This window comes from Georgenia sunbinii, assembly GCF_036421875.1.
Classification (GTDB): domain Bacteria; phylum Actinomycetota; class Actinomycetes; order Actinomycetales; family Actinomycetaceae; genus Georgenia_B; species Georgenia_B sunbinii.
Genome location: NZ_JAZGOL010000009.1, coordinates 63,038 through 85,370 on the forward strand (window position 1 = coordinate 63,038; position 22,333 = coordinate 85,370).

General features: G+C 72.9%; 23 protein-coding genes. 11 read left to right on the plus strand and 12 right to left on the minus strand.

The window, feature by feature from the left end:
• Positions 1-33: 33 nt before the first annotated feature.
• Together ychF and V2J52_RS16090 are read right to left on the minus strand one after the other, a co-directional pair.
• The gene (ychF, locus tag V2J52_RS16085) at positions 34-1,119 is read right to left on the minus strand and encodes a redox-regulated ATPase YchF (protein ID WP_331228752.1); all 1,086 of its coding nucleotides are present in this window, start codon (positions 1,117-1,119) and stop codon (positions 34-36) included.
• 63 nt (positions 1,120-1,182) lie between these two features.
• Positions 1,183-1,737: a hypothetical protein gene (locus V2J52_RS16090; RefSeq protein WP_331228753.1), complete on the minus strand. Its 555-nt coding sequence runs from the start codon at positions 1,735-1,737 to the stop codon at positions 1,183-1,185.
• A gap of 162 nt (positions 1,738-1,899) precedes the next feature.
• Between V2J52_RS16090 and V2J52_RS16095 the strand changes: the two genes are divergently transcribed.
• The 3 genes from V2J52_RS16095 to V2J52_RS16105 are packed head-to-tail and all read left to right on the plus strand — an operon-like array spanning position 1,900 to position 5,024.
• Positions 1,900-2,241: a cupin domain-containing protein gene (locus V2J52_RS16095; RefSeq protein ID WP_331228754.1), complete on the plus strand. Its 342-nt coding sequence runs from the start codon at positions 1,900-1,902 to the stop codon at positions 2,239-2,241.
• A gap of 50 nt (positions 2,242-2,291) precedes the next feature.
• Positions 2,292-3,515 carry a DNA recombination protein RmuC gene (locus tag V2J52_RS16100; RefSeq protein WP_331228755.1) on the plus strand — a complete coding sequence of 408 codons (1,224 nt, stop codon included), beginning with the start codon at positions 2,292-2,294 and terminating at the stop codon, positions 3,513-3,515.
• A gap of 54 nt (positions 3,516-3,569) precedes the next feature.
• Positions 3,570-5,024, plus strand: a complete 1,455-nt coding sequence (locus tag V2J52_RS16105) for an MFS transporter (RefSeq protein WP_331228756.1) — start codon at positions 3,570-3,572, stop codon at positions 5,022-5,024.
• A 6-nt stretch (positions 5,025-5,030) separates the two neighbouring features.
• On the opposite strand, the gene V2J52_RS16110 is transcribed toward V2J52_RS16105, so the two are convergent.
• The 7 genes from V2J52_RS16110 to V2J52_RS16140 all read right to left on the minus strand — a co-directional run bounded on the left by V2J52_RS16110 (position 5,031) and on the right by V2J52_RS16140 (position 12,039).
• Entirely contained in the window at positions 5,031-6,695 is a 1,665-nt protein-coding gene (locus V2J52_RS16110; RefSeq protein WP_331228757.1) for an AMP-binding protein, read from the minus strand.
• A 101-nt stretch (positions 6,696-6,796) separates the two neighbouring features.
• Positions 6,797-7,828 carry a 4-hydroxy-3-methylbut-2-enyl diphosphate reductase gene (locus V2J52_RS16115; protein ID WP_331228774.1) on the minus strand — a complete coding sequence of 344 codons (1,032 nt, stop codon included), beginning with the start codon at positions 7,826-7,828 and terminating at the stop codon, positions 6,797-6,799.
• A gap of 185 nt (positions 7,829-8,013) precedes the next feature.
• The gene (locus tag V2J52_RS16120) at positions 8,014-8,943 is read right to left on the minus strand and encodes a cation diffusion facilitator family transporter (protein ID WP_331228758.1); all 930 of its coding nucleotides are present in this window, start codon (positions 8,941-8,943) and stop codon (positions 8,014-8,016) included.
• 58 nt (positions 8,944-9,001) lie between these two features.
• Positions 9,002-9,316 carry a metal-sensitive transcriptional regulator gene (locus V2J52_RS16125; RefSeq protein ID WP_331228759.1) on the minus strand — a complete coding sequence of 105 codons (315 nt, stop codon included), beginning with the start codon at positions 9,314-9,316 and terminating at the stop codon, positions 9,002-9,004.
• Entirely contained in the window at positions 9,313-11,634 is a 2,322-nt protein-coding gene (locus tag V2J52_RS16130) for a heavy metal translocating P-type ATPase (protein ID WP_331228760.1), read from the minus strand. The genes V2J52_RS16125 and V2J52_RS16130 overlap by 4 nt, the downstream gene beginning before the upstream one ends.
• A 40-nt stretch (positions 11,635-11,674) precedes the next feature.
• Positions 11,675-11,830, minus strand: a complete 156-nt coding sequence (locus V2J52_RS16135; RefSeq protein WP_331228761.1) for a hypothetical protein — start codon at positions 11,828-11,830, stop codon at positions 11,675-11,677.
• On the minus strand, positions 11,830-12,039 hold the full coding sequence (locus tag V2J52_RS16140) for a heavy-metal-associated domain-containing protein (RefSeq protein WP_331228762.1): 210 nt from the start codon (positions 12,037-12,039) through the stop codon (positions 11,830-11,832). Before V2J52_RS16140 ends, V2J52_RS16135 begins: the two co-directional genes overlap by 1 nt.
• Before the next feature lie 199 nt (positions 12,040-12,238).
• Here V2J52_RS16140 and V2J52_RS16145 point away from each other — a divergent pair, with 199 nt between their 5' ends.
• Positions 12,239-14,401 carry a heavy metal translocating P-type ATPase gene (locus V2J52_RS16145; RefSeq protein WP_434056441.1) on the plus strand — a complete coding sequence of 721 codons (2,163 nt, stop codon included), beginning with the start codon at positions 12,239-12,241 and terminating at the stop codon, positions 14,399-14,401.
• 202 nt (positions 14,402-14,603) lie between these two features.
• On the opposite strand, the gene V2J52_RS16150 is transcribed toward V2J52_RS16145, so the two are convergent.
• Genes V2J52_RS16150 through V2J52_RS16160 form a run of 3 tightly spaced genes read right to left on the minus strand, consistent with a single transcriptional unit; the run spans position 14,604 to position 17,388 of the window.
• Entirely contained in the window at positions 14,604-15,743 is a 1,140-nt protein-coding gene (locus V2J52_RS16150) for a hypothetical protein (RefSeq protein WP_331228763.1), read from the minus strand.
• Entirely contained in the window at positions 15,740-16,642 is a 903-nt protein-coding gene (locus V2J52_RS16155) for a cytochrome c biogenesis CcdA family protein (RefSeq protein ID WP_331228764.1), read from the minus strand. Before V2J52_RS16155 ends, V2J52_RS16150 begins: the two co-directional genes overlap by 4 nt.
• 2 nt (positions 16,643-16,644) lie before the next feature.
• Positions 16,645-17,388: a DsbA family protein gene (locus tag V2J52_RS16160; protein WP_331228765.1), complete on the minus strand. Its 744-nt coding sequence runs from the start codon at positions 17,386-17,388 to the stop codon at positions 16,645-16,647.
• 120 nt (positions 17,389-17,508) lie between these two features.
• On the opposite strand from V2J52_RS16160, the gene V2J52_RS16165 reads away from it, so the two are divergent.
• The 7 genes from V2J52_RS16165 to V2J52_RS16195 all read left to right on the plus strand — a co-directional run.
• A complete protein-coding gene (locus V2J52_RS16165; RefSeq protein ID WP_331228766.1) occupies positions 17,509-18,045 on the plus strand; it encodes a hypothetical protein in 537 nt (178 codons plus the stop codon).
• The gene (locus V2J52_RS16170) at positions 18,038-18,403 is read left to right on the plus strand and encodes a BlaI/MecI/CopY family transcriptional regulator (protein WP_331228767.1); all 366 of its coding nucleotides are present in this window, start codon (positions 18,038-18,040) and stop codon (positions 18,401-18,403) included. The genes V2J52_RS16165 and V2J52_RS16170 overlap by 8 nt, the downstream gene beginning before the upstream one ends.
• Entirely contained in the window at positions 18,400-19,371 is a 972-nt protein-coding gene (locus V2J52_RS16175) for a M56 family metallopeptidase (protein WP_331228768.1), read from the plus strand. The genes V2J52_RS16170 and V2J52_RS16175 overlap by 4 nt, the downstream gene beginning before the upstream one ends.
• Before the next feature lie 69 nt (positions 19,372-19,440).
• On the plus strand, positions 19,441-19,830 hold the full coding sequence (locus tag V2J52_RS16180; protein WP_331228769.1) for a hypothetical protein: 390 nt from the start codon (positions 19,441-19,443) through the stop codon (positions 19,828-19,830).
• A 65-nt stretch (positions 19,831-19,895) separates the two neighbouring features.
• Positions 19,896-21,182: an exodeoxyribonuclease VII large subunit gene (gene xseA / locus V2J52_RS16185; protein WP_331228770.1), complete on the plus strand. Its 1,287-nt coding sequence runs from the start codon at positions 19,896-19,898 to the stop codon at positions 21,180-21,182.
• Positions 21,179-21,424, plus strand: coding sequence for an exodeoxyribonuclease VII small subunit (locus V2J52_RS16190; RefSeq protein WP_331228771.1), 246 nt, complete (start codon positions 21,179-21,181; stop codon positions 21,422-21,424). Before xseA ends, V2J52_RS16190 begins: the two co-directional genes overlap by 4 nt.
• Positions 21,421-22,333: carbohydrate kinase family protein (locus V2J52_RS16195; RefSeq protein ID WP_331228772.1), on the plus strand; the 913-nt coding region annotated here is incomplete at its 3' end. The genes V2J52_RS16190 and V2J52_RS16195, both read left to right, overlap by 4 nt.

Genomic DNA, 22,333 nt, shown 5'->3' on the forward strand with positions numbered 1-22,333 from the left:
GCGACCAGCGCATAACGCCCAGCGTCAATAACGCTAGACGTTAAACCGGAAGTCCACGACGTCGCCGTCGACCATGACGTACTCCTTGCCCTCGATGCGGACCTTGCCGCGGGCCTTGGCCTCGGCCATCGAGCCGGCCTCGATGAGGTCCTCGAAGGACACGATCTCGGCCTTGATGAAGCCGCGCTGGAAGTCGGTGTGGATGACCCCTGCGGCCTGCGGCGCGGTCCAGCCCTGGTGGATGGTCCACGCGCGGGCCTCCTTGGGCCCGGCGGTGAGGTAGGTCTGCAGGCCGAGGGTCTCGAAGCCGACCCGGGCCAGCTGGTCGAGACCGGCCTCGTCCTGGCCGCTGTCGGCGAGCATCTCGGCAGCCTCGTCGGGCTCCAGCTCGACAAGGTCGGACTCGAACTTCGCGTCGAGGAAGATCGCCTCGGCCGGCGCCACGAGCTCGCGCAGCTCGGCCTGCATCGCCTCGTCGGCGAGTCCGTCGTCGTCGGTGTTGAAGACGTAGATGAACGGCTTGGCGGTCATCAGCTGGAAGGTGTCCAGGTGCTCCGGGTCCAGGCCGGCGGCGACCGCACCCGAGGAGACAAGGGTGCCCGCCTCGAGCAGCGCGAGCGCGCCCTGCGCGGTCTTGAGGACCTCGCCGTCACTCCTCTTGAGCCGGACCTCCTTCTCCAGCCGCGGCAGCGCCTTCTCCAGGGTCTGCAGGTCGGCGAGGATGAGCTCGGTGGTGATGGTCTCGATGTCGTCGGCGGGCGAGACCTTGCCGTCGACGTGGACCACGTCGGGATCGCTGAACGCCCGCGTCACCAGGCAGATCGCCTCCGCCTCACGGATGTTGGCGAGGAACTGGTTGCCCAGCCCCTCCCCCTCGGACGCGCCGCGGACGATCCCCGCGATGTCGACGAAGGACACCGTCGCCGGCAGGATCTTCGCCGACCCAAAAACTCCCGCGAGGTCATTCAGCCGCGGGTCGGGCAGCGGCACGATGCCGATGTTCGGCTCGATGGTCGCGAACGGGTAGTTCGCGGCGAGCACCGAGGCGCGCGTGAGGGCGTTGAAGAGGGTCGACTTGCCAACGTTGGGCAGTCCCGCGATTCCGATGGTGAGGGCCACGTGGCGAGAGTCTACGTCGTCGGGCTCACGGCGCACCGATCGCGGTACCCACCGCCGAGCCGGCTAGCCGCGAACCGTCACCCGGAGCCGGTTGAAGCCCGCGATGCCACCAACCTCCGCCCCGACCTCCACCACCGTGTAGTGGTAGAGCCAGTCGGGGATACCCAGGTCGGGCAGCTGCGCGATCGCGTCGCGCATCGCCTCCTCCAGGTTCCAGTCCCGGGAGTAGCCGACCGCCTCCCGGACCTCGTGCTGGGGCAGCTGGGCGCGGGGCCCGCCGTCGGCCGCGCCGGAGACCCGGGCGGCGGTGTCGAGCAACCGCACCTCGACGGTGCGCTCGCCGCCGGCGTCGTGGACGGTCACCTCCTCGCGGTGCGTCCCGATGCGGAAGGCCTGCGTCACGTGGAAGTCCTGCTCCATCGGCGCACACTTCATGCGCGGGTCGATGGACATCCGGGCGACGAAGCCGGGCGGCTCGACGTCAGTGAGCGTGCGCTCCAGCGTGACGGTGTGGCACGCGCTCGGTCGGCTGCCGGTCACCTGCAGCACGAGCACGTCGTCGACCTGGTAGGCACGCGCCTCGTCCACGGTCGCCAGCTGGTCCTCGATGATCTCCACGGTGGCCTCCCCGCCCCGACAGACCGGTCCTGAATGACAGTCCGAGGATCATGGCAGCGACGCGCCGCGACGACAAGGCCCGATCGGGCAGCGGTTGCCATCCCGTGCCATCGGACGCGTCGTGCGGGACAGTAGGGGCCAGTGTCGACACCAGGAGGACCCATGCCCGATCTCGCCGCGCTCACCTCGTCCCACCTGCAGGCCGCCCGGGACTCCGACCACGGCCGCAGCGCCGAGCTCCTCGTGCACGACGGCGTGCTGCGCCAGTCGATCCTCGCGCTGCGCGCGGGCACCGAGCTGGCCGAGCACAACTCCCCGCACGCCGCGAGCCTGCAGGTGCTCGTCGGCCGGGTGCGCGTCACCGGTGTCGACGCGCCGGTGCTCGACGCCGGCGAGCTGCACACCCTCACCCACCAGCGCCACGCCGTTACCGCACTCGAGGACTCGGTATTCCTGCTCACCACCGTCACCGGGCTGCCCGGGGAGCCGCCGCAGTCCGAGTGACGGGCACGGCGTCCGGCGGCGATGTCGGACCCCGGTGCCAGAGTGTGGCCATGAACATCGTCGTGGCAGTCCTGCTCATGATCCTCGCGCTCGCGCTCGGTCTCCTCGCCGGCGGCGCCGTGGCCCGGTCCCGCGGGCAGCAGGCGGTGGCCGATGCCCGGGAGCGGGCGGCCGCCGCCGGCGCGCGCGCCGAGCAGCTGGCCGCGCAGAACCACGACCTCACCGAGCGGGCCTCCCGCGACCACGACGTCCTGCGCGCGCTGGCCCCGGTGCAGTCGACGCTCAGCCAGGTCGGCGAGCACGTCTCCGCGCTCGAGCGGGAGCGGACCGAGCAGTTCACCCAGCTCACCGAACAGCTGCACGCGGCCGCCCGCACCGACGCGGAGCTGCGGTCCACCACCGCCACGCTCGCCGGTGCGCTGCGCTCCGGCGCCACCCGTGGCCAGTGGGGCGAGGTCCAGCTGCGAAGCATCCTCGAGGCCGCAGGCATGCTCCGCCACGTCGACTTCCTCGAGCAGGCGTCGCTCGGGTCGCTGCCCGGGGCGTCGGCCGACGCCCCGCGGGGCCGGCCCGACGTCGTCGTCCGGCTGCCGCACGAGCGCTTCCTCGTCATCGACGCCAAGGTGCCGTTCGACTCCTACCTCGAGGCGACGGCGATCACCGAGGTCGGTGATCCGGCGGCGGCTGAGCGCCGCGAGCGGCTGCTGGCCGCGCACGCGAAGGCACTGCGCGGGCACGTCGACGCGCTGGCCGCCCGCCGGTACGGCGAGCAGATCGTCGGCAGCCCTGACCTCGTCGTCATGTTCGTCCCCTCCGAGGGGCTCCTCTCGGCCGCGCTGGAGAACGACCCCTCGCTGCTCGAGCACGCGCTGCGGCAGGGGGTGGCACCCACCGCGCCGTCCTCGCTGCTCGCGCTGCTGCGGACCACCGCGACCATCTGGTCCTCGGCCTCGGTCACCGAGGACGCCCGCGAGCTGCTCGAGCTCGGCCGGACGCTGTACGAGCGGCTGGGCACCGTCGCCGGCCACGTGGGCCAGCTCGGCCGCACCTTGGAGAGCGCGGTGCAGCACTACAACAAGGTGGTGGGCTCGGTGGAGTCACGCCTCCTGGTGACCGCGCGCAGCTTCGACGCACTCGACGGCGACGGCCTGGCGGTCCGGGAGATCCCCGGCGAGCGCGGCCAGCTGCGACGCTTCACCGCGGCCGAGCTCGTCGATCCGCCGGACGAGGCCGCCACCTCGCTCGTGGGAGCGCCGGGCCACCCGCACCCGTGAGGGCGGCGGGGCGCCCGATTTGGCCGGTGCGGTCGATGAGCGTACGAATGAGCCGTGACGACGACCGCGCCTGACGGCCACGTGGCGGATCCCGCCCGGTGGCGGATCCTTGCCGTGCTGCTCGTCTCGATCTTCATGTCACTCGTCGGCGTGAGCATCATCAACGTGGTGCTGCCCTCCATCCAGCTCGGCCTGGACGCCACCGAGTCGGACCTGCAGTGGGTGCTGTCGGGCTATGCGCTCACCTTCGGGGTGGTCCTCGTGGCGGCCGGCCGCGCCGGTGACATCCTCGGCCGCGGGCCGCTGTTCATCATCGGCATCGCGCTCTTCTCGCTCTCGTCGGTGGCGGCCGGGCTGGCCCCGGACCCGACGACGCTCAACATCGCCCGGTTCGTCCAGGGCCTGGGCTCGGGCCTGCTCAACCCGCAGGCCGTCGGCATGATCCAGCAGTACTTCCGGGGCCCGGAGCGCGGCCGTGCCTACGGGGCGCTGGGCAGCGTCGTCGGGGTCTCGGTGGCGATCGGGCCGTTGCTCGGCGGACTGATCATCGAGCTGGCCGGCGAGGCGCAGGGCTGGCGCTGGACGTTCCTCGTCAACGTCCCCGTCGGCGTCGTGGCGATCATCCTCGCGCTGCGCTGGTTCCCACGGCCGCTGCGCAACCCGCGCAACGCCGCGGCCGGCGCCCGTGACCTCGACCCGGTCGGCGCGGTGCTGCTCGGGTTGGCCGTGCTCGCCCTCCTGCTGCCGTTCGTCGAGCGGAGCATGGGTGCCGCCGGCTGGTTGCTGGTGCCCCTCGGCGTCGGGCTGGTGGCGCTGTGGGTGTCGTGGGAGCACCGCTACCGTCGCCGGGGCCGTGCCCCGATGGTCGACCTTGCACTGTTCCGCACCCGCAGCTTCTCCATCGGCACGCTCATCGCCGCGCTGTACTTCATGGGCGTCACCAGCGTCTGGGTGCTCATCGCCATGTACGTGCAGAACGGGCAGGGCGGCAGCGCCCTCCAGGCCGGCCTCGTGGGGCTGCCCGCCGCGGCCATCTCCGCGGTGAGCTCGCACTGGTCGGGACGCCGGGTGACGCAGCTCGGCCGCCGGATCGTCATCGCCGGGATCTGCAGCGCCGTCGTCGGGCTGGTGCTGAGCATCGTCGTCGTCCAGCTCGTGGCCGCCGACCTGGCGAGCATGTGGTGGCTGCTTCTGACGCTGGCGTTCATCGGGGTGGGCCAGGGCATGGTCATCACGCCGAACCAGACGCTCACCCTCGCCGACGTGCCGCTGGAGTACTCCGGCAGCGCGGGCGGCGTGCTGCAGACCGGTCAGCGGATCGGCACCGCGATGGGACTGGCGATCATCACCGGGGTGGCGTTCTCGGTGCTCGCCGGTAACGACTGGACGGCGGCGATCTCGGTCGGCTTCGGCCTGACAACGGTGCTGGTGCTCGTCACGCTCGTCGTCGCCGTCGTCGACCAGCGCGGCCCGTCTCGCGCACGGCCCACCTCGCCCCCGCTGGGCTGAGCCGGCTCAGCCCGCGGCGGACCTCGGGAGCAGCTGCTCCCGGACCGCGCGCCGCAGCACCTTGCCCAGCTGCGAGCGCGGCAGCTCGTCGAGCACCGCGATGTCCCGCGGCACGGCGTACTGCGAGAGGTGCTGGGCGGTCCACTGCCGCACCGCCGCCAGGTCCACCGCGGCGCCCGGCTCCAGCACCAGTGCCGCGACGACGCGTTCGCCGCGCACGCCGTCGGGCAGCCCGACGACGGCGACGTCCCGGACCTGCGGCATCGACCGCACCGCGTCCTCCACCTGGGAGGGGTAGACGTTGAACCCGTTGAAGACGATGAGCTCCTTGCGCCGGTCGGCGAGCGTGATGAAGCCGTCGTCGCCGCGACGCACGAGGTCCCCGGTGCGCAGCCAATCGCCGTCGAGCATCACCTCGGCGGTCGCCGCCGGGTTCGCCCAGTAGCCGGCGAACACCTGCGGGCCGCGCACGAGCAGCTCACCCACCTGCCCGTCGGCGACGTCGGCCGACGGCGAGTCCGGGTCCACCACCCGGACCTCGGTGCCCGGGAACGGCAGCCCGAGCGCGCCGGGCCGGCGGCTTGGCCCGAGCGGGTTGCCCAGCGCCACCGGTGAGGTCTCGGTCATCCCGTAGCCCTCGATCACCAGGCCACCGGTGAGCCGCTCCCAGTGGGCGGCGACGTCCGCGTCGAGCGACATCGCGCCGGAGATCGCGTACCGGACAGAGCCGAGGTCGGCCCCCTTCTCCTCGGCCGCCTCGGCGATCCGCGCGAGCATCGGCGGGACACCGCCGAAGAAGGTGATCGGGCGGCGGCGGGTGGCGGCCAGCACCATGTCCGGGTCGAACTTCGGCAGCACCACCTGGGTGGCGCCCAGGTGGACGGCGGTGGTCAGCGAGAGCGTGAGGCCGAAGGCGTGGAAGAACGGCAGCACCGCTGAGAAGACCTCTTCTCCGTAGCGCAGGTCGCTGATCCAGCTGGCGCTCTGCGCGACGTTCGCGACGAGGTTCCGGTGGGTGAGCACGACCGCCTTCGGCGTACCGGTGGTGCCGCCGGTGTGCAGAAGCACCGCGGTGTCCGCCGGCCGCGGCCCGGCACGGCCCGGTGGCAGCGGTGCCGCACGGCGGGTCTCGGCCTCCCAGCTGAGCACGCCCGCCGGCACCGGCCCGCGCATCGCCTCGCGCTGCGCCCGGGCCGCGGGCAGCGGCAGCCGGAGCAGCACCCGGGAGCGCAGCGGCAGCGCGGCAGTGAGGTCAACCGCCATGACGGTGCGGCCCTGCAGGTCGCCGTCGGGGCAGACCCCGGCCAGCGACTTCTCCCAGCACACGACGACCGTGGCGCCGTGGGCGGCGAGCTGCGCCTGCAGCTCGACCTCCGGGGCCAACGGGTTGTGCTCGGCGACGACGGCGCCCAGTCGCAGTACGGCGTAGAACGCGACGACGTGCTGCGGGCAGTTGGGCAGCACCAGCGCGACCCGGTCCCCGGCGCGGACACCGGCGGCGGCGAGCGCCCCCGCAGCCCGGTCCACCTGCGCCGCCAGCTCGCGGTACGTCGTCGTAGCGCCGAGGAAGTCGAGGGCCGCGTGGTCGCCCACCCGGGCGGCCGCGGTGGCAAGGAGGTCGGGCACCGTGAGGTCGGGAACCGCGAACGGAGCGGCGTCGGGCGTGGGCATCGAAGCTCCTTCGTGGCCGCAGCGAGAGGGCGCTCCAACCCTAGTTCTCGGTCGCGCAGGTCAGCACGGCGGGCGCCGCCGCGCAGCACCGGCCGAGGAGGTCAGCGCGCCTCGACCGGGAGCGCGGTGCGCCGGCCCCGCCGCGGCGCGACCGGCAGCGTGCCGGCGGCCTTGAGGTCGGCCCGCAGGTTCTTCGGCAGCGAGAACAGCACGTCCTCGGTGGCGGTCCGGACCTCCTCCACCTCTCCGTAGCCACGCTCGCCGAGCCAGCTGATGACGTCGCGCACGAGGATCTCCGGCACCGAGGCCCCCGAGGTCAGGCCGATCGTCCTGGCACCGGTGAACCAGGCCTCGTCGAGCTCGTCGGCGGTGTCGACCCGGTAGGACGCGCCGGCGCCGGCGTCGAGCGCCACCTCCGCGAGCCGCACCGAGTTCGAGGAGTTGAGCGAGCCGACGACGATGACGACGTCGGAGCGGGGCGCCAGCTCCTTCACGGCCACCTGCCGGTTCGACGTGGCGTAGCAGATGTCGTCGCTCGGCGGGTCCTGCAGCAGCGGGAACCGCTCGCGCAGCCGGCGCACGGTCTCCATCACCTCGTCGACCGACAGCGTGGTCTGCGAGAGCCACACCACCTTCGACGGGTCGCGCACGACGACGTCGTCGACGTCGTCGGGCGAGTTGACCACCTGGATGTGGTCGGGCGCCTCACCCTGGGTGCCCTCGACCTCCTCGTGGCCGGTGTGGCCGATGAGGAGGATGTCGAGGTCCTCGTCGGCGAACCGGACGGCTTCCTTGTGGACCTTGGTCACCAGCGGGCACGTGGCGTCGATGGTGTCGAGTTTACGGGCCGCGGCCTGCGCGTGGACCGCCGGGGAGACGCCGTGCGCGGAGAAGACGACACGCGCCCCCTCGGGCACCTCGTCGGTCTCCTCGACGAAGATCGCGCCGCGCCTGGTGAGGGTCTCGACGACGAACTTGTTGTGGACGATCTCCTTGCGCACGTAGATCGGGGTGCCGTAGTGCTCGATGGCCTTCTCGACGGCGTCGACCGCGCGGTCCACTCCGGCGCAGTAGCCCCGAGGAGCGGCGAGGAGGATCTTGTGGCCCGGCTTGGCGTCCGCCCCGGGCGTCATCGCGGGGACGGCGTCAGGGAACGCGGAGGCGCCGGCGAGCGACGAGGGCGTCGTGTCCCGAGCGGCTCCGGAAGCGGTGCTGGCAGTCATCGCTCCAGGCTACGTGGCCGGACGCGGGACGGCTATGACGGTGGTCACCACAGCTGGAGGGCAGAGCGTGGGCAGCACCGCACGCTCTGCCCACGCTAGCCGTGCTGCATGGCGGCGCACGCCTGGTCGCGCAGCGCGGCCGTCTCCAGCTGGATGGTGGCGTGGTCGAAGGAGACCGGGAAGTGCTCCTTCACGCAGGACCGGATCTGCTCGAGGATCTGCGGCGCGTGGCCGGACTCGAAGCACTCGTCGTCGATGACGACGTGCGCGGAGATCACCGGCAGGCCGGTGCCGATCATGGAGGCGTGGAGGTCGTGGACCTCGCGGACGTGGTCCAGCTCGAGAAGGTGCGTGCGCACCTGGTCGAGGTCGACGTCCTTGGGGGTGAACTCCATGAGGATCCGGACCGTCTCACGCAGCAGCCGGAAGGCCCGGGGAAGGATGAGGGCCGCGATGAACAGGCCTGCGACGGTGTCGGCGCGCTGGAAGCCGGTCGTGGCGATGACGACGGCCGCGACGATCACCCCGACGGAGCCCAAGGCGTCGTTGAGCACCTCCAGGAATGCCGCGCGCATGTTGAAGTTCGCCGTCCGGCTGGAGGACAGGAGGGCGAGCGCCGCGAGGTTGGCGACCAGCCCGATGACACCGAAGACCAGCAGCTCGGTCGCGGGCACCTCGGTCGGCTCGACGAGCCGGCGCAGCCCCTCGACGGCGGCATAGGTGCCCACCACGAGGAGCAGCACGGCCTGCCCCAGGGCCGCGACGACCTCGATCCGGGCGAACCCCCACGTCCGTGCGCTGCTCGGCGGGCGCAGCATCATGGTGGCGGCGATGACTGCCACGAGGAGGCCGGAGGCGTCGGCCAGGGCGTGCGCCGTGTCGGTCAGCAACGCCAGGCTGCCGGTGATGACGCTGCCGACGGCCTGGGCGACGACGATGACCGCCGTGATGCCGAAGGCGATCAGCAGCCGCTTGCGCAGCCCTCGGTCGGCCCCCGCCGGGGCGTGGCTGTGGCCGCTTCCCATGACAGCTCCTGCGGTATCGAGGTGGACGTGCTGCTGACGACCCGGGCTCGGGCGCGAGTCAGGAGCGGACGAGCCGGGCGATGGCGTCGGAGGCTTCCTTGATCTTGTCCTCCGCCTCCTGGCCGCCGGCCCTGGCGGCGTCGACGACGCAGTGCTTGAGGTGGTCGTCGAGCAGGCCGAGCCCCACGTTCTGCAGCGCGCTGGTCAGCGCGCTGATCTGGGTGAGGATGTCGATGCAGTACTGCTCCTCGTCGACCATCCGGTGGATACCGCGGGCCTGGCCCTCGATCCGCTTGAGCCGGGCGAGGTAGCGGTCCTTGTCGGTGATGTAGCCGTGCACGTGGTGCTCAGCGGCGTCGGTCGTACTGGTCATGACGTGCTCCTCGAGAGTGCCGGGGTGGGGGTAGGGGTGGTGGCGGGTGCCGGCTGGTCGGCCTGGCTCTTGAAGGAGCGCAGCCGCAGGCTGTTGCCGACGACGAAGACGCTGGAGAAGGCCATCGCCGCACCGGCGAGCATCGGGTTGAGCAGGCCGAAGGCGGCCAGCGGGATCGCGGCGGTGTTGTAGGCGAAGGCCCAGAACAGGTTGGTCTTGATGGTGCCCAGGGTCCGGCGTGAGAGCCGGATGGCATCGGCGGCGCTGCGCAGGTCGCCGCGCACGAGCGTGATGTCGGCGGCCTCGATGGCGACGTCGGTCCCGGTACCCATCGCCAGGCCGAGGTCGGCCTGAGCGAGGGCCGGGGCGTCGTTGACGCCGTCGCCGACCATCGCCACGACCTTGCCCTCTGCCTGCAGCCGGGCGACGACGTCGACCTTCTCCTTGGGCAGCACCTCGGCGATGACCTGGTCGATACCGACCTCGGCGGCGATCTGCTCGGCCACGGCGCGGTTGTCGCCGGTGAGCAGCACCGGGGTGAGCCCCAGGGCCTTGAGCCGGCGGATCGCCTCGGCGCTGGTGGGCTTGACGGTGTCGGCCACCACGAGCACGCCGCGGGCCTGGCCGTCCCAGCCGACCGCGACGGCGGTCTTGCCCTGCGCCTCGGCGCGGGCCTTGGCCGCGGCCAGCTCGGGGGTGAGGTCCTGGGACCAGTCGGCGAGCAACGAGTCGCGACCCACGACGACGGCGTGGCCGTCGACGACCCCGTGGACGCCCTTGCCCTCGACGTTGGTGAAGTCGGCAGGGTCGGGCAGCGGGCCGACCTCCTGCGTGGCGCCCTTGGCGATGGCCTGGGCGATGGGGTGTTCGGAGGCGTTCTCCAGCGCGCCGGCCAGCCGCAGCAGCTCGCCGCGGTCGACGCCGTCGGCGGTGATGACGTCGATGAGCGTCATCTTGCCGGTGGTGACGGTGCCGGTCTTGTCCAGCACCACGGTGTCGACCTTGCGGGTGGACTCCAGGACCTCGGGCCCCTTGATGAGGATGCCCAGCTGGGCGCCGCGACCGGTGCCCACGAGCAGCGCGGTCGGCGTCGCCAGCCCGAGCGCGCACGGGCAGGCGATGATGAGCACCGCCACCGCGGCGGTGAAGGCTGCGCCGAGGGGGAATCCGGCGCCGATCCACGCCCCGAGGGCGGCGACGGCGATGGCGATCGCGACGGGCACGAAGATGCCGGAGATCTTGTCGGCGAGGCGCTGCACCTCTGCCTTGCCGGACTGGGCGTCCTCGACCATCGTGGCCATCTGTGCCAGCTGGGTGTCCTCGCCGACCCGGGTGGCTCGCACCACGAGACGGCCGCCGGCGTTGACGGTGGCGCCGGTGACCGGGTCCCCCTCGGCGACCTCGACGGGCACCGACTCACCGGTGAGCATCGAGGCGTCTACCGCGGAGGTGCCGGCCACGATGACACCGTCGGTGGCGATCTTTTCCCCCGGGCGGACGACGAACTCATCGCCCACCGCGAGCTCGGCGGTGGGGATGCGAGTCTCGACGCCATCGCGGATGACGGCCACGTCCTTGGCACCCATCTCCAGCAGGGCACGAAGAGCTGCGCCGGCCTGCCGCTTGGACCGCTTCTCGAAGTAACGGCCCAGCAGGATGAACATCGTCACCCCGGCGGCGACCTCGAGGTAGATGTTTGCGGCCCCGTCGCTGGGGGCGACGGTCAGCTCGAAGGCGTGGGTCATCCCCGGCACGCCGGCGGTGCCGAAGAACAACGCGTACAGCGACCACAGGAACGCTGCGCCGGTACCCACCGAGATCAGGGTGTCCATCGTGGCCGCACCGTGGCGCAGGTTCAGCCACGCCGCCTTGTGGAACGGCCACGCGGCCCACACGATCACCGGCGCGGTCAGCGCCAGCGAGGCCCACTGCCAGTAGGTGAACTGCAGAGCCGGGATCATCGACATCGCGATGACCGGCACCGACAGCACCACCGAGCCGATCAGCCGCTGCCGCAGCGAGATCAGCTCGGCGTCCGGCTTCTCGCCCGCGTCGTCCTCGTCGGTGGCGGCCTTCTCGGTCCGGGGCACGGCGGCGGTGTACCCGGTCTTCTCAACCTCGGCGATCAGCGCTGCCACATCGATCCCGTCGGGGGCGCTGACCTGTGCCTTCTCGGTCGCGTAGTTCACCGTGGCGGTGACGCCGTCGAGCTTGTTCAGCTTCTTCTCGACGCGCATCGCGCACGAGGCGCAGGTCATCCCGCCGATCGTGAGCTCGATGGGCGTCGCCACGGGCTGCCGGGCCGGGGATACAGACATGGTCAGCACTTCCTTCTCGTGCGTCAGGTGCGGATGACGATCAGTGGTCGGTGTCGTCCTGGCCGATGTCCTGGACCTGCTGGGTCCAGGACTCCACCGTCTCCTCAGGGACGACGGCACCGGCGACGGCGGCCGATACGCCGAAGACCAGCACCAGGCCGGCCCCGTACAGGCCGAGCCGAACCGGAACCTTCATCAGACCCGCACCGCCTGGTAACCGGCCTCCTGCACGGCGGCCAGCACGGCGACGTCCTCGACCGACGCGTTCGCGGTCAGCACGAGCGTGCCGGTCGCCGAGCTGACGTCGATCGTGTCGACGCCGGAAATCTCGCCGACCTCTTCGCGCACCGACGTCTCGCAGTGCCCGCAGGTCATGCCCGTCACCTGGTAGTCGCGCTGCTCCATGGCTGTTCCTTCCGATCGACGATACCCACGGCGGGCACCTGCCCCCACGGTATACCCATAGGGGGTACCAGTGTCAACGAAGCGGCGGGGCGGAGGGCGCGAGGTGCGCTACGCCTGCACGTGCGGAACAACGCCAGCCGCGGTAGCGTTCCATCGTGGTACCCGGTGGGGGTATCTCATCACGGAAGGACACGGCTCCATGAGCATCCCGGACGACGGCCACGCCGACCACCCGACCGACGCCCACGATCGCCACGGCGGGGCGGACGCCGATGCCATGCACGACCATGACGCGCACGCCGAGCACGACGGACACGACGGACACGGCGGTCACGGCGGACATGACGGCCACGGGGACCACGTCGGGCAGTTCCGCCGCCTCTTCTGGATCATGCTCGTCGTCGCGGTGCCGACGGTGCTGGCGAGCCCGATGTTCGCAGGGATCCTGGGCTACGAGCTGCCGGACGCCGGTTGGCTCACCTGGGTCTCCCCCGTCCTCGGCACGGTCATCTACGTCTGGGGCGGGCGCCCCTTCCTCACCGGTGCCGTCAGCGAGCTCCAGGCCCGCAAGCCGGGCATGATGCTGCTCATCGGCATGGCCATCACGGTGGCGTTCCTCGCCTCCTGGGGCGCCCGGCTCGGGCTGCTCTCCCACGAGCTGGAGTTCTGGTGGGAGCTGGCCCTGCTGGTCGTCATCATGCTGCTGGGGCACTGGGTCGAGATGCGCTCGTTGGCCCAGACGTCCTCGGCGCTGGACTCGCTGGCCGCGCTGCTGCCGGACGAGGCCGAGCGGGTCGACGGCGACCAGGTCACCACGGTGGCCCCCGCGGACCTGCAGGTGGGGGACGTCGTCATCGTGCGCCCCGGCGGCCGGGTGCCGGCCGACGGCGAGGTTGTCGACGGGGCGGCCGACGTCGACGAGTCGATGATCACCGGTGAGTCCGCGCCGGTACGCCGCGAGCTCGACGACCGCGTCGTCGCCGGCACTGTGGCCACCGACAACGCGCTGCGGGTGCGGATCTCCGCCGTCGGGGACGACACGGCCCTGGCGGGCATCCAGCGGCTGGTCACCCAGGCACAGTCCTCCGCCACCCGCGCCCAGCGCCTGGCTGACAAGGCGGCCGGCTGGCTGTTCTGGTTCGCGCTCGGCTCCGCCGCGGTCACGCTGGCCGCCTGGCTGGTGGTGGGCACGCCCGAGCAGGCCTGGATCCGGGTCATCACCGTGCTCGTCATCGCCTGCCCCCACGCCCTGGGCCTCGCGATCCCACTGGTGGTCTCCATCGCCACCGAGCGCGCCGCCAAGGGCGGGGTGCTGGTCAAGGACCGCATGGCCCTGGAGCAGATGCGCACCGTCGACGCCGTCCTGTTCGACAAGACCGGCACCCTCACCGCCGGCCGCCCCGCCCTCACCGACATCACCACCGCCGGGACCACGGGCGAGGACGAACTGCTCGCCCTGGCCGCCGCCGCCGAGTCCGACAGCGAGCACCCGCTGGCGCGTGCGGTTCGCGACGCCGCAGCTGACCGGAACCTCGATGTCCCGCCGGCCACCGAGTTCTCGGCCGCTACGGCGGTCGGGGTCCGTGCGACCGTCGACGGTCGCACCGTGGCCGTCGGTGGGCCGGCCCTGCTCGCCGAGTCCGGCCGGGAGCCGCTGCCGGCCACCGAGGCGTGGTCCGCGCGCGGTGCCACGGCCCTGCACGTCCTCGTCGACGGCGACATCGCCGGCGCGCTCGCCCTGGCCGACGAGGTCCGGCCGGAGTCCCGCCACGCCGTCGACGCCCTGCACGAGCTAGGCATGCACGTCGTCATGATCACCGGAGACGCCGAGCCGGTGGCCCGTGCGGTGGCCGAGGAGCTGGGCATCGACCAGGTCTTCGCCCAGGTCCGTCCGGAGCACAAGAGCGAGAAGGTCGCGCAGCTCCAGGACGAGGGGCGGGTCGTGGCCATGGTCGGCGACGGCGTCAACGACGCCCCCGCGCTGGCCCAAGCCGATGTCGGCATCGCCATCGGCGCCGGCACCGACGTCGCGATCGCCTCCGCCGGCGTCGTCCTCGCCTCCGACGACCCGCGTTCGGTGCTCTCGGTCATCCAGCTCTCGCGCGCCTCCTACCGCAAGATGAAGCAGAACCTGTGGTGGGCGGCCGGCTACAACCTCATCGCCGTGCCACTGGCAGCCGGGGTGCTGGCACCGGTCGGCTTCGTCATGCCGATGGCCGTCGGCGCCCTGCTGATGTCACTGTCGACCGTCGTCGTGGCGATGAACGCCCAGCTGCTGCGCCGGCTGGACCTCACCCCCGAGGCGAGCGTCCGCGCCGTGCACGGCGCGGGGACCGTGCCCGCTGAACGCGTGACGGCCTGACGTCCGCGCAGCGGCACGGCCGGCACGGCCGGCACGGCCGGCACGGACCGAGCGTTCGCTACGCGCGACTCCCGCGACTCACGGCCGCGCGGGCACCNTGCCCGCTGAACGCGTGACGGCCTGACGTCCGCGCAGCGGCACGGCCGGCACGGCCGGCACGGCCGGCACGGACCGAGCGTTCGCTACGCGCGACTCCCGCGACTCACGGCCGCGCGGGCACCAGCACCGGGCCACCGGCGTCGAGCACGGTGCCACCGCCCGCGGTGACCAGCAGCGGCACGGCCGGCTGCGCGACGTCGTCGTCGTAGGCGACGGCGTCCTGACCGGTCACCGCGTTGACCACCTGCACGCCGTCGCCGACCTGCAGGTAGGCCAGGACGTTCGCGGCCGCGAGCAGGCGCGCGCCGGGCACCTCACGCTGCCACGGCTCGTCGCCCTCCGGGAGGCCGGTAACGGTTCCCGCAGCAGCCGTCACCAGGGTGCCGGAGAGCGGGTCGCGGGCGGCGGCAGCGACGTCGGCGGCGAGGCGGTCACCGGTCCGCAGGTCGACAAGGACGCCCGTGCTGCTGCCACGCTCCGCCAGCAGCACCGTACCGACCGGGGGCAGGACACCTGGCAGCACGACAGGCTCGTCCTCGAGGCCGAGCGACGCAAGGTCGACGGACCACTCGTGCACCCCGCTCGCCGTCAGCTCCCCGCCAGCCGTGGTCAGCAACGCACCGGCGAGCTCCCCGACGACAGCAACGCCGTCGTCCTCGGTGGCGAGCACCTGCCCGGTGGCCGGGTCGAGGACGACGCGCGGGCCGGTCTCGCCCATCGCCGCGCCGGGCGCCGGGGCCGCGAACACCGCGCCGGGGCCCTGGTGCGGCCCGGGCACGGGCTCCGGGCCCCAGAGCCGCTCGCCGGTGGCGAGGTCGTAGCCGCTCGCGGTGGTCTCGCTGAGGGTCTCGGTCCCCGCGGTCACGTCGGTGAGGACGGCGATGGTCCGCTCTCCGTCGCTGGTGAGCGTGAACCCGGTGCACGACGGCGGACGCTCGGCCTGCCACAGCACGGTGCCGTCCTCGCGGGCGGCGATGAACCGGATCGGGCCACCGGACTGCTCGGGGTGGGCGATCGCGAGGAGGAGCCCGTCGAGCTCCTGGGGCGCCTCCTCCCACCCGGGGTCGAGGACCGGCAGGTCGGAGAGGGCGAGCGGCACGGCGGCAGCTGGGACGTCAGCGGCCGGCGCCATCTGCCCCACCGGGACCGGCTCGGTCGCCACCGGCACGGCGGGCTCCGGCTCGGTACCGCACGCGGCGAGCGCGAGGAGCACCGCGAGAGCGGCGACCAGGCGGGGCCTCACCGCCGCGCCTCGGGCCGGTCGGCGTCCTCGATGACGGCAGCGACGTCATCGGTGGCCGGGGACTGCGCCCCGTCATCCCGCCGTCGCTGCCAGACCCACCAGATCACCAGCGCGAGGAGGGCGAGGCCGATGATGAGGAGCGGTTCGGAGACGGCCGCGCCGGCGGTCAGCAGCGCCGACTGCATGCCGGTGAGAACACCGGCGGGGATGAGCTGGGGCAGCGTGGCCAGCCCGTTGGTCAGCAGGAAGAGCACGCCGACGGCGATGAGCAGCAGGCCGGTGATCACCGAGGTGGTGTGGAGCTGGAACGGCCCGAGGGTGACGCCCCGGCCGCGGAGCCGGGACCGGCCGCTGCGACCGAGCGTGGTCCAGACCGAGGCGAGCAGGACGAGCGGGACGACCATCCCGGCACCGTAGACGGCGAGCATGACACCGGCGAGGACCGGAGAGGGTTCGGTGGCCGCCATCGTCAGGACGGCGCCGAGGATCGGCCCGGAGCAGAAGCCTGCCACCCCGGAGACGGTGCCGAGCAGCAACGAGCGCACGACCGCGCCCTGCCGCGGAGCGGAGGACTGGACCTTGCGCGCGCCGGGCAGCGCACGGGAGAGGTCGAACCCCAGGCCGACCACCTGCAGCGCGCCGAAGCCGATGATCAGCCACCCGGCGACGGTGATGAGGAGGTCACGCTGGGTGGTGAGCAGCGAGCCGAGGAAGGAGGCACCGAGCCCGAGGGGCACGAGCGTGACGAGCAGGCCGAGGAAGAACAGCCCGCCGTGCGCGAAGAGCCGGCCGCGAGTGCCGGCGGTGGCGGCGAAGAAGGCGGGCAGCAGCAGGGCACCGCAGGGGCTGAGCAGGGCGAGGACCCCGCCGAGGAAGGCCGCGAGGAGGCTGATCTCCACCGTCAGCCCGCTGCCTGCCCGAGCGCGGCGTCGAGCGCCTGGACGAAGACGTCGGTCGGCTGGGCGCCGAGGATGGGCTGGCCCGCCAGCAGGAAGGCGGGGGTCGAGAAGGCGCCGATCTCGGCAGCCTCGTCGACGTTGCGCTGCACGGCGGCCGCGACCTCCGGAGAGGCGAGGTCCGCGGCGAAGCGCTCGGTGTCCAGGCCGATCTGCTCGGCCATGTCGATGAGCGCAGGCTCCCGAAGTCCGCGCGGCGGGAGCTTGTCGCCGCCCGGGAACAGCGCCCGCTGGTAGTCGAGGTAGTGGCCCTGCAGGCCGGCGGCATAGGCCGCGTGGGCCGCGTCCCGGGACTCCTTGCCGAAGATCGCGATGTCGCGGAACTCGATCCGCAGCTCGCCGTCGGCGGCGTACTCCTCCATCACCGGCCCGGTGTCGGTGGCCCAGCTGGCGCAGAAGGGGCACTGGTAGTCGGAGTAGACGATAAGCGTCACCTCCGCGTCGGCCGGACCGACGGCGAGCGGGTCCTCGGCGTCGCGGCGTGCCAGGTCCAACGTGGGCTGCGCCTCCGGCGTCACGACCCGCGCCGGCGCGTCGCTCTCGACCGTGCCCTGATCGGCGGGGACGCTGCCGATGTCGCCGTCGTCGTCGTTCGACAGCACGAGCGAGACAACGAGGAGGGCGATCGCGACGACGACGATGATCGCCGGCACGAGGAGGGATCGGGCGCGGCTCGCGGGCTGTGTCATGAGTCCTCAGGTTCGGTGGGTGCGGGTGGCTGGCCGGGTGCGGCGCGCGCCTGGGGGCCAGCAGATGACGAGGCCGGCTACTACGCGACGTAGAAGTCTACTATGACCTATAGTAACCACATGTTCCGACCACCTCCTGCGCTCCTCGACGTCCCGCGCAGCCCGGTGACAGCACTGCGCTCCTGGGGCCGGCGCCGCCGGCTCGTCGCCGCAGGCGTGTCCCTGGGGTTCGGACTGGTCATCGGGCTGTCGACCGTGCTCATCCCCAACCCGGTCTTCGCCCGCGACATCCCGGTGGTCGCGTGGAACTACCCGGTCTGGATCCTCACCTCGGTCCTCGTCGGGCTGCTGGCGGCCACCTACGTGCGGCAGGGCCCGGCCAGCCACGGCGAGGACACCGCACCGCTGGACCCGTCGGAGCGCCGGACGAGCCGGATGGGCATGGCCGGCGGCGTGCTCACCTGGTTCGCTGTCGGCTGCCCGGTATGCAACAAGCTCGCCCTGCTGGCCCTCGGCTACTCCGGGGCGCTGACCTGGTTCGCGCCCGTGCAGCCCTTCCTCGCCGTCGGCGCGCTCGTGCTCACCGCGTGGGCACTGGTCGTGCGGCTGCGCGGCGAGGTGGCCTGCCCGCTGCCGGCCGGAGCTGCTCGTGCCTGAGCAGCTGCCGAGCCTCGGGCCGCTCGAGCGCCGGGTGATGGACATCCTGTGGGACTGTCCCGCCGAGCTGTGCACGCGCGAGGTGCTCGAGCGCACCGACCAGACGCTGGCCTACACGACGATCGCGACCGTGCTGACCAACCTCGTCCGCAAGGGCCTCGTCGACAAGGTCTCGGTCCGCCGCGTGTGGGGCTACCGACCGCTGCTGAGCCGCAGCGAGTACACGGCCGCCCTCATGTCCCAGGCGCTGGCCACCGGGGGTGACCGCCGCGACGCCCTGCTCCACTTCGTGGGCTCGATCTCCGAGGACGACGTCGCGGTGCTGCGCGGCCTGGTCGAGGACGAGCCGCCGTCGTGACCGCCGCGATGACGACAGCGAGCGCGGTGGTCGTGCTGCTCCTGGGCGGCGCGCTGGCCGGGCCGCGCATGCTGGACCGGCTGGCACCGTGGCTGGCCCAGCGGCCCAGGCTCGGGATCTCCGCCTGGGTCGGCGCCGTGATCGTCTGGCTGCTCGGGCTCTCGGTGCTCGGGCCGCTGCTCGCCTGGGTCGTCACCGGCCCGGGCCTGCCCGGCGACGTCGGGGCGATCTGTCGGCGCTGCCTGGAAGCAGCCAACCCGTTCGGGATCGCCGCGGTGCCGACCGGGGTGCCGCCGCTCGCGCTGCTGGCGCTGCCGGCGCTGCTCCTGCTCGCCGTCGCCGTGGCGGTGGCGCTGTCGTTCCACCGCGCCGAGCGGGAGAGGACGGCGCAGGTCGCCGCACTTCACGAGACCGGGGAGATCCGGCTGGTGGCCGGCAGCCCGGTGTGGCTGGTGGCATCCCCGGTGCCGACCGCCTACTGCCTGCCCGGCAGGGAGGCCGGGATCGTCATCTCCCAGGGAGCGGTGGGGGCGTTGGACGAGGCGCAGCTCGGCGCCGTCCTCGCCCACGAGCGGGCGCACCTGCGCGGCCGCCACCACCTGCTGCTCGGCCTGCTGCGAGCCGCCAGCCGCGTCCTGGCCTGGGTGCCCCTGGTCGCGGCCGCGCCCCGTGCGGTGGCCGGCTACGCCGAGATGACCGCCGACGACGCGGCTCACCGGGCGCACGGCACCCGCGCCCTGGCCGGCGCGCTGCTCGCCCTGCGCGGCTCCGGCGGCGCGACGCCGGCGACCGCTCTCCACGCGGGCGCCTACCGGGTGCCTTCACGCGTCCAGCGCCTCGTGGCGCCGCCGGCGGCCACCGACGTCGTCGCCGTGACGGTGGCCGGCAGCTACCTGATCGCGGTGGCCGGGACCGTGCTGCTCGTCGCCGGCCCCTACCTGGCGGTGCTGCTGCGCGGCACCTGCTGAGGGACGCGACTTCCCGGTCGCCCTGTGACATCGTGCGGTGCTATGACCGCTGTGGCCAGGCTCGTGACCGTGGTTGATCTCGACGGCGCAGCCGCTCCGGGTGCTCGCAACCCTCGTGTGATGTCGGTGTCGGCGTTGCACCTGGCCGTCCTCGACGACGGCCGCCGGCTGCTCCTCCTCGACGACCGCGGCTGGAGCATGCACGGGCAGCCGGACATCTGGCGCGACACGTCCGTCGACGAGATCACGACAACCGCTCGCGTGGTGGTCGGGCCGGACGAGCCGTTCGACGACCACACCCGAGCGGACATGGCGGCGGATCATTGGGCGGTGCTCGCCGCCACGCTCCGGCAGCGCGATGTGCTCGTCGGCGGCCCCGAGCTGAGCCGCTTGCCCCATGACGTCGAGCTGAGCGAGCAGCTGCTGCTCCGCCTCGCGGGCGCCGGAGCGAGCTCCTGACAGCCTGGAGCGAGGGCCTGCGGCCCCCCGCACTGCCCGTCGCACCCGGGTGAGAGGCTGTGGCGGTGACGAACACCGAACGAGAGCAGCCGAACGACGCCGCTCGGCCGGTCGACTCGCTGCCTGAGCGGGCCGCGCAGACCAGCCCCGACCACCCGTGGCCGGTGCGGCTGCTGTCGACGAAGATCGCCCAGTACATCGCCAAGATGTCCCCGGTGTGGGTCGAGGGCCAGATCGTCCAGCTCAACCGGCGCCCCGGTGCCGGCATGGCCTTCCTCACGCTGCGCGACGCGGACGTCGACATGTCGCTGCCGGTGAAGATCTTCGCCCGGGACCTCGAGCAGACGCAGGTGACCGAGGGCGCCCGCGCCGTCGTCCACGCCAAGCCCGACTTCTGGACCAAGAACGGCTCGCTCGCGCTGCACGCCAGGGAGATCCGCGCCGTCGGGATCGGCGAGCTGCTCGCCCGGATCGAGCAGCTCAAGGGCGTCCTCGCCGCCGAGGGCCTGTTCGCCGCCGACCGCAAGATCCCGCTGCCGTTCCTGCCCGGCGTCGTCGGCCTCGTCTGCGGGCGCGCGTCGAAGGCAGAGCACGACGTCGTCGTCAATGCCCAGACCCGCTGGCCCGGGGTGCGCTTCGAGATCCGCGAGGTCGCCGTCCAGGGCGTCGGCACCGTCGCCGCCGTCACCGAGGCGATCGCCGAGCTCGACGCCGACCCACGCGTCGAGGTCATCGTCGTCGCCCGCGGTGGTGGCTCGGTCGAGGACCTGCTGCCGTTCTCCAACGAACGCCTCGTGCGCGCGGTGGCGGCCTCGCGCACGCCGATCGTCTCGGCCATCGGCCACGAGACCGACACCCCGCTGCTCGACCTCGTCGCGGACTACCGGGCCTCCACCCCTACCGACGCCGCTAAGCGGATCGTCCCCGACGTCTCCGAGGAGCGCCGCGGCATCGTCACGGCACGCCAGCGGATCCGTAGCGCGACGACCGCCCGGCTGCGCAGCGAGCAGGCCGGGCTGGACGCGACCCGGTCCCGCCCGGTGCTCGCCGACCCGATGACCATCGTCACCACCCGGGAGCAGGAGATCGCCCGTGCGGTCAGTGCCGCCCGGCTGGCTGCCGGTGGCCTCCTCGCCCGGGGCGAGGCATCACTGACGGCGCTGCGCGGCCAGCTGCGGGCGCTGTCCCCGCTCGCCACGCTGGAGCGCGGCTACGCCGTCGTCCGCACCCCCTCGGGGCACGTGGTGCGCTCCCCCGGCGAGGTCGAGGTCGGTGCCGTCCTCGAGGCACGGTTGGCGGAGGGGACGCTGGCGATCACGGCCGGCGACGGCTCTGCGAGAATGACGCCATGACCACCGACGTCAACACGCTCAGCTACGAGCAGGCCCGCGATGCGCTCGTCGAGGTCGTCCGCACCCTGGAGACCGGCAGCGCCACCCTCGAGGAGTCGATGGCGCTGTGGGAGCGCGGCGAGGCGCTCGCCGCCCGCTGCCAGAGCTGGCTCGACGGCGCCCGCGAGCGCCTCGAGAAGGCCCACGAGGCAACCGCCGGCCCCGCCACCGATCGCGGTACCGAGGTCGAGGGCGACGCATGACCGCCGGGTCGTCCACCGGCTCGACGTCAGCGGTCCTCGTCGTCGGAGAGGCGCTCATCGACATCGTCGAGCGGGCGGATGCACCGCCGGCCGAGCATGTCGGCGGCAGCCCGGCGAACGTCGCGGTCGGGCTTGCCCGGCTCGGCCACCCGGTGGAGCTGACCACCTGGTTCGGCAGCGACGCCCGCGGCCACCGGATCCGCGAGCACCTCGTGTCCGCCGCGGTCGACGTCACCAGCGGCTCCGAGCTGGCCGAGCGGACGCCGACCGCGCGTGCCCGGCTGGACGCCACCGGGGCGGCGAGCTACACCTTCGACCTGCACTTCGACCTGCCCGCTACCAGCCCGCTGCGAGCACCGGCGCTGGTGCACGTCGGGTCGATCAGCGCGACGATCGAGCCAGGGGGCTCGAAGGTCGCCGACCTTGCCCGCCGGCTGCGCGCGACCGCCACAGTCAGCTACGACCCCAACGCCCGACCCGCCATCATGGGCCCGGCGCCGGAGGCCCGCCGCACCATCGAGGGCGTCGTCGCCCTGGCCGACGTCGTCAAGGTCTCCGACGAGGACATCGCCTGGCTCGCTCCTGACACCGGCGTCCTCGACGTCGCGCGCGACTGGCTCGCGCTCGGACCCGCGGTCGTCGTCGTCACGCGTGGCGGCGACGGCGCGACGGCGCTGACCGCGACCGGCCACGAGGTCACGGTGGCGGCGCCCCGGGTGACCGTCGCGGACACCGTCGGCGCCGGCGACTCCTTCATGGCCGGCATCATCGACGGGCTCTCCCGCGCCGGGCTCGTCGGCGCGGCTCAGCGCGACCGGCTCCGGCGGGTCAGCCCGGACCAGCTCCGCGAGGTACTGGCCCGGGCCGCGACGATCGCCGCCATCACGGTGTCACGGGCCGGCGCCAACC

Bases quoted from the DNA above. Each gene is read 5' to 3' on its own strand.
- V2J52_RS16095 (WP_331228754.1), top strand. From the start codon at position 1,900: ATGCCCGATCTCGCCGCGCTCACCTCGTCCCACCTGCAGGCCGCCCGG.
- V2J52_RS16100 (WP_331228755.1), top strand. From the start codon at position 2,292: ATGAACATCGTCGTGGCAGTCCTGCTCATGATCCTCGCGCTCGCGCTC.
- V2J52_RS16110 (WP_331228757.1), bottom strand. From the start codon at position 6,695: ATGCCCACGCCCGACGCCGCTCCGTTCGCGGTTCCCGACCTCACGGTG.
- V2J52_RS16115 (WP_331228774.1), bottom strand. From the start codon at position 7,828: ATGACGCCCGGGGCGGACGCCAAGCCGGGCCACAAGATCCTCCTCGCC.
- V2J52_RS16120 (WP_331228758.1), bottom strand. From the start codon at position 8,943: ATGGGAAGCGGCCACAGCCACGCCCCGGCGGGGGCCGACCGAGGGCTG.
- V2J52_RS16125 (WP_331228759.1), bottom strand. From the start codon at position 9,316: ATGACCAGTACGACCGACGCCGCTGAGCACCACGTGCACGGCTACATC.
- V2J52_RS16130 (WP_331228760.1), bottom strand. From the start codon at position 11,634: ATGTCTGTATCCCCGGCCCGGCAGCCCGTGGCGACGCCCATCGAGCTC.
- V2J52_RS16135 (WP_331228761.1), bottom strand. From the start codon at position 11,830: ATGAAGGTTCCGGTTCGGCTCGGCCTGTACGGGGCCGGCCTGGTGCTG.
- V2J52_RS16140 (WP_331228762.1), bottom strand. From the start codon at position 12,039: ATGGAGCAGCGCGACTACCAGGTGACGGGCATGACCTGCGGGCACTGC.
- V2J52_RS16145 (WP_434056441.1), top strand. From the start codon at position 12,239: ATGAGCATCCCGGACGACGGCCACGCCGACCACCCGACCGACGCCCAC.
- V2J52_RS16160 (WP_331228765.1), bottom strand. From the start codon at position 17,388: ATGACACAGCCCGCGAGCCGCGCCCGATCCCTCCTCGTGCCGGCGATC.
- V2J52_RS16165 (WP_331228766.1), top strand. From the start codon at position 17,509: ATGTTCCGACCACCTCCTGCGCTCCTCGACGTCCCGCGCAGCCCGGTG.
- V2J52_RS16190 (WP_331228771.1), top strand. From the start codon at position 21,179: ATGACCACCGACGTCAACACGCTCAGCTACGAGCAGGCCCGCGATGCG.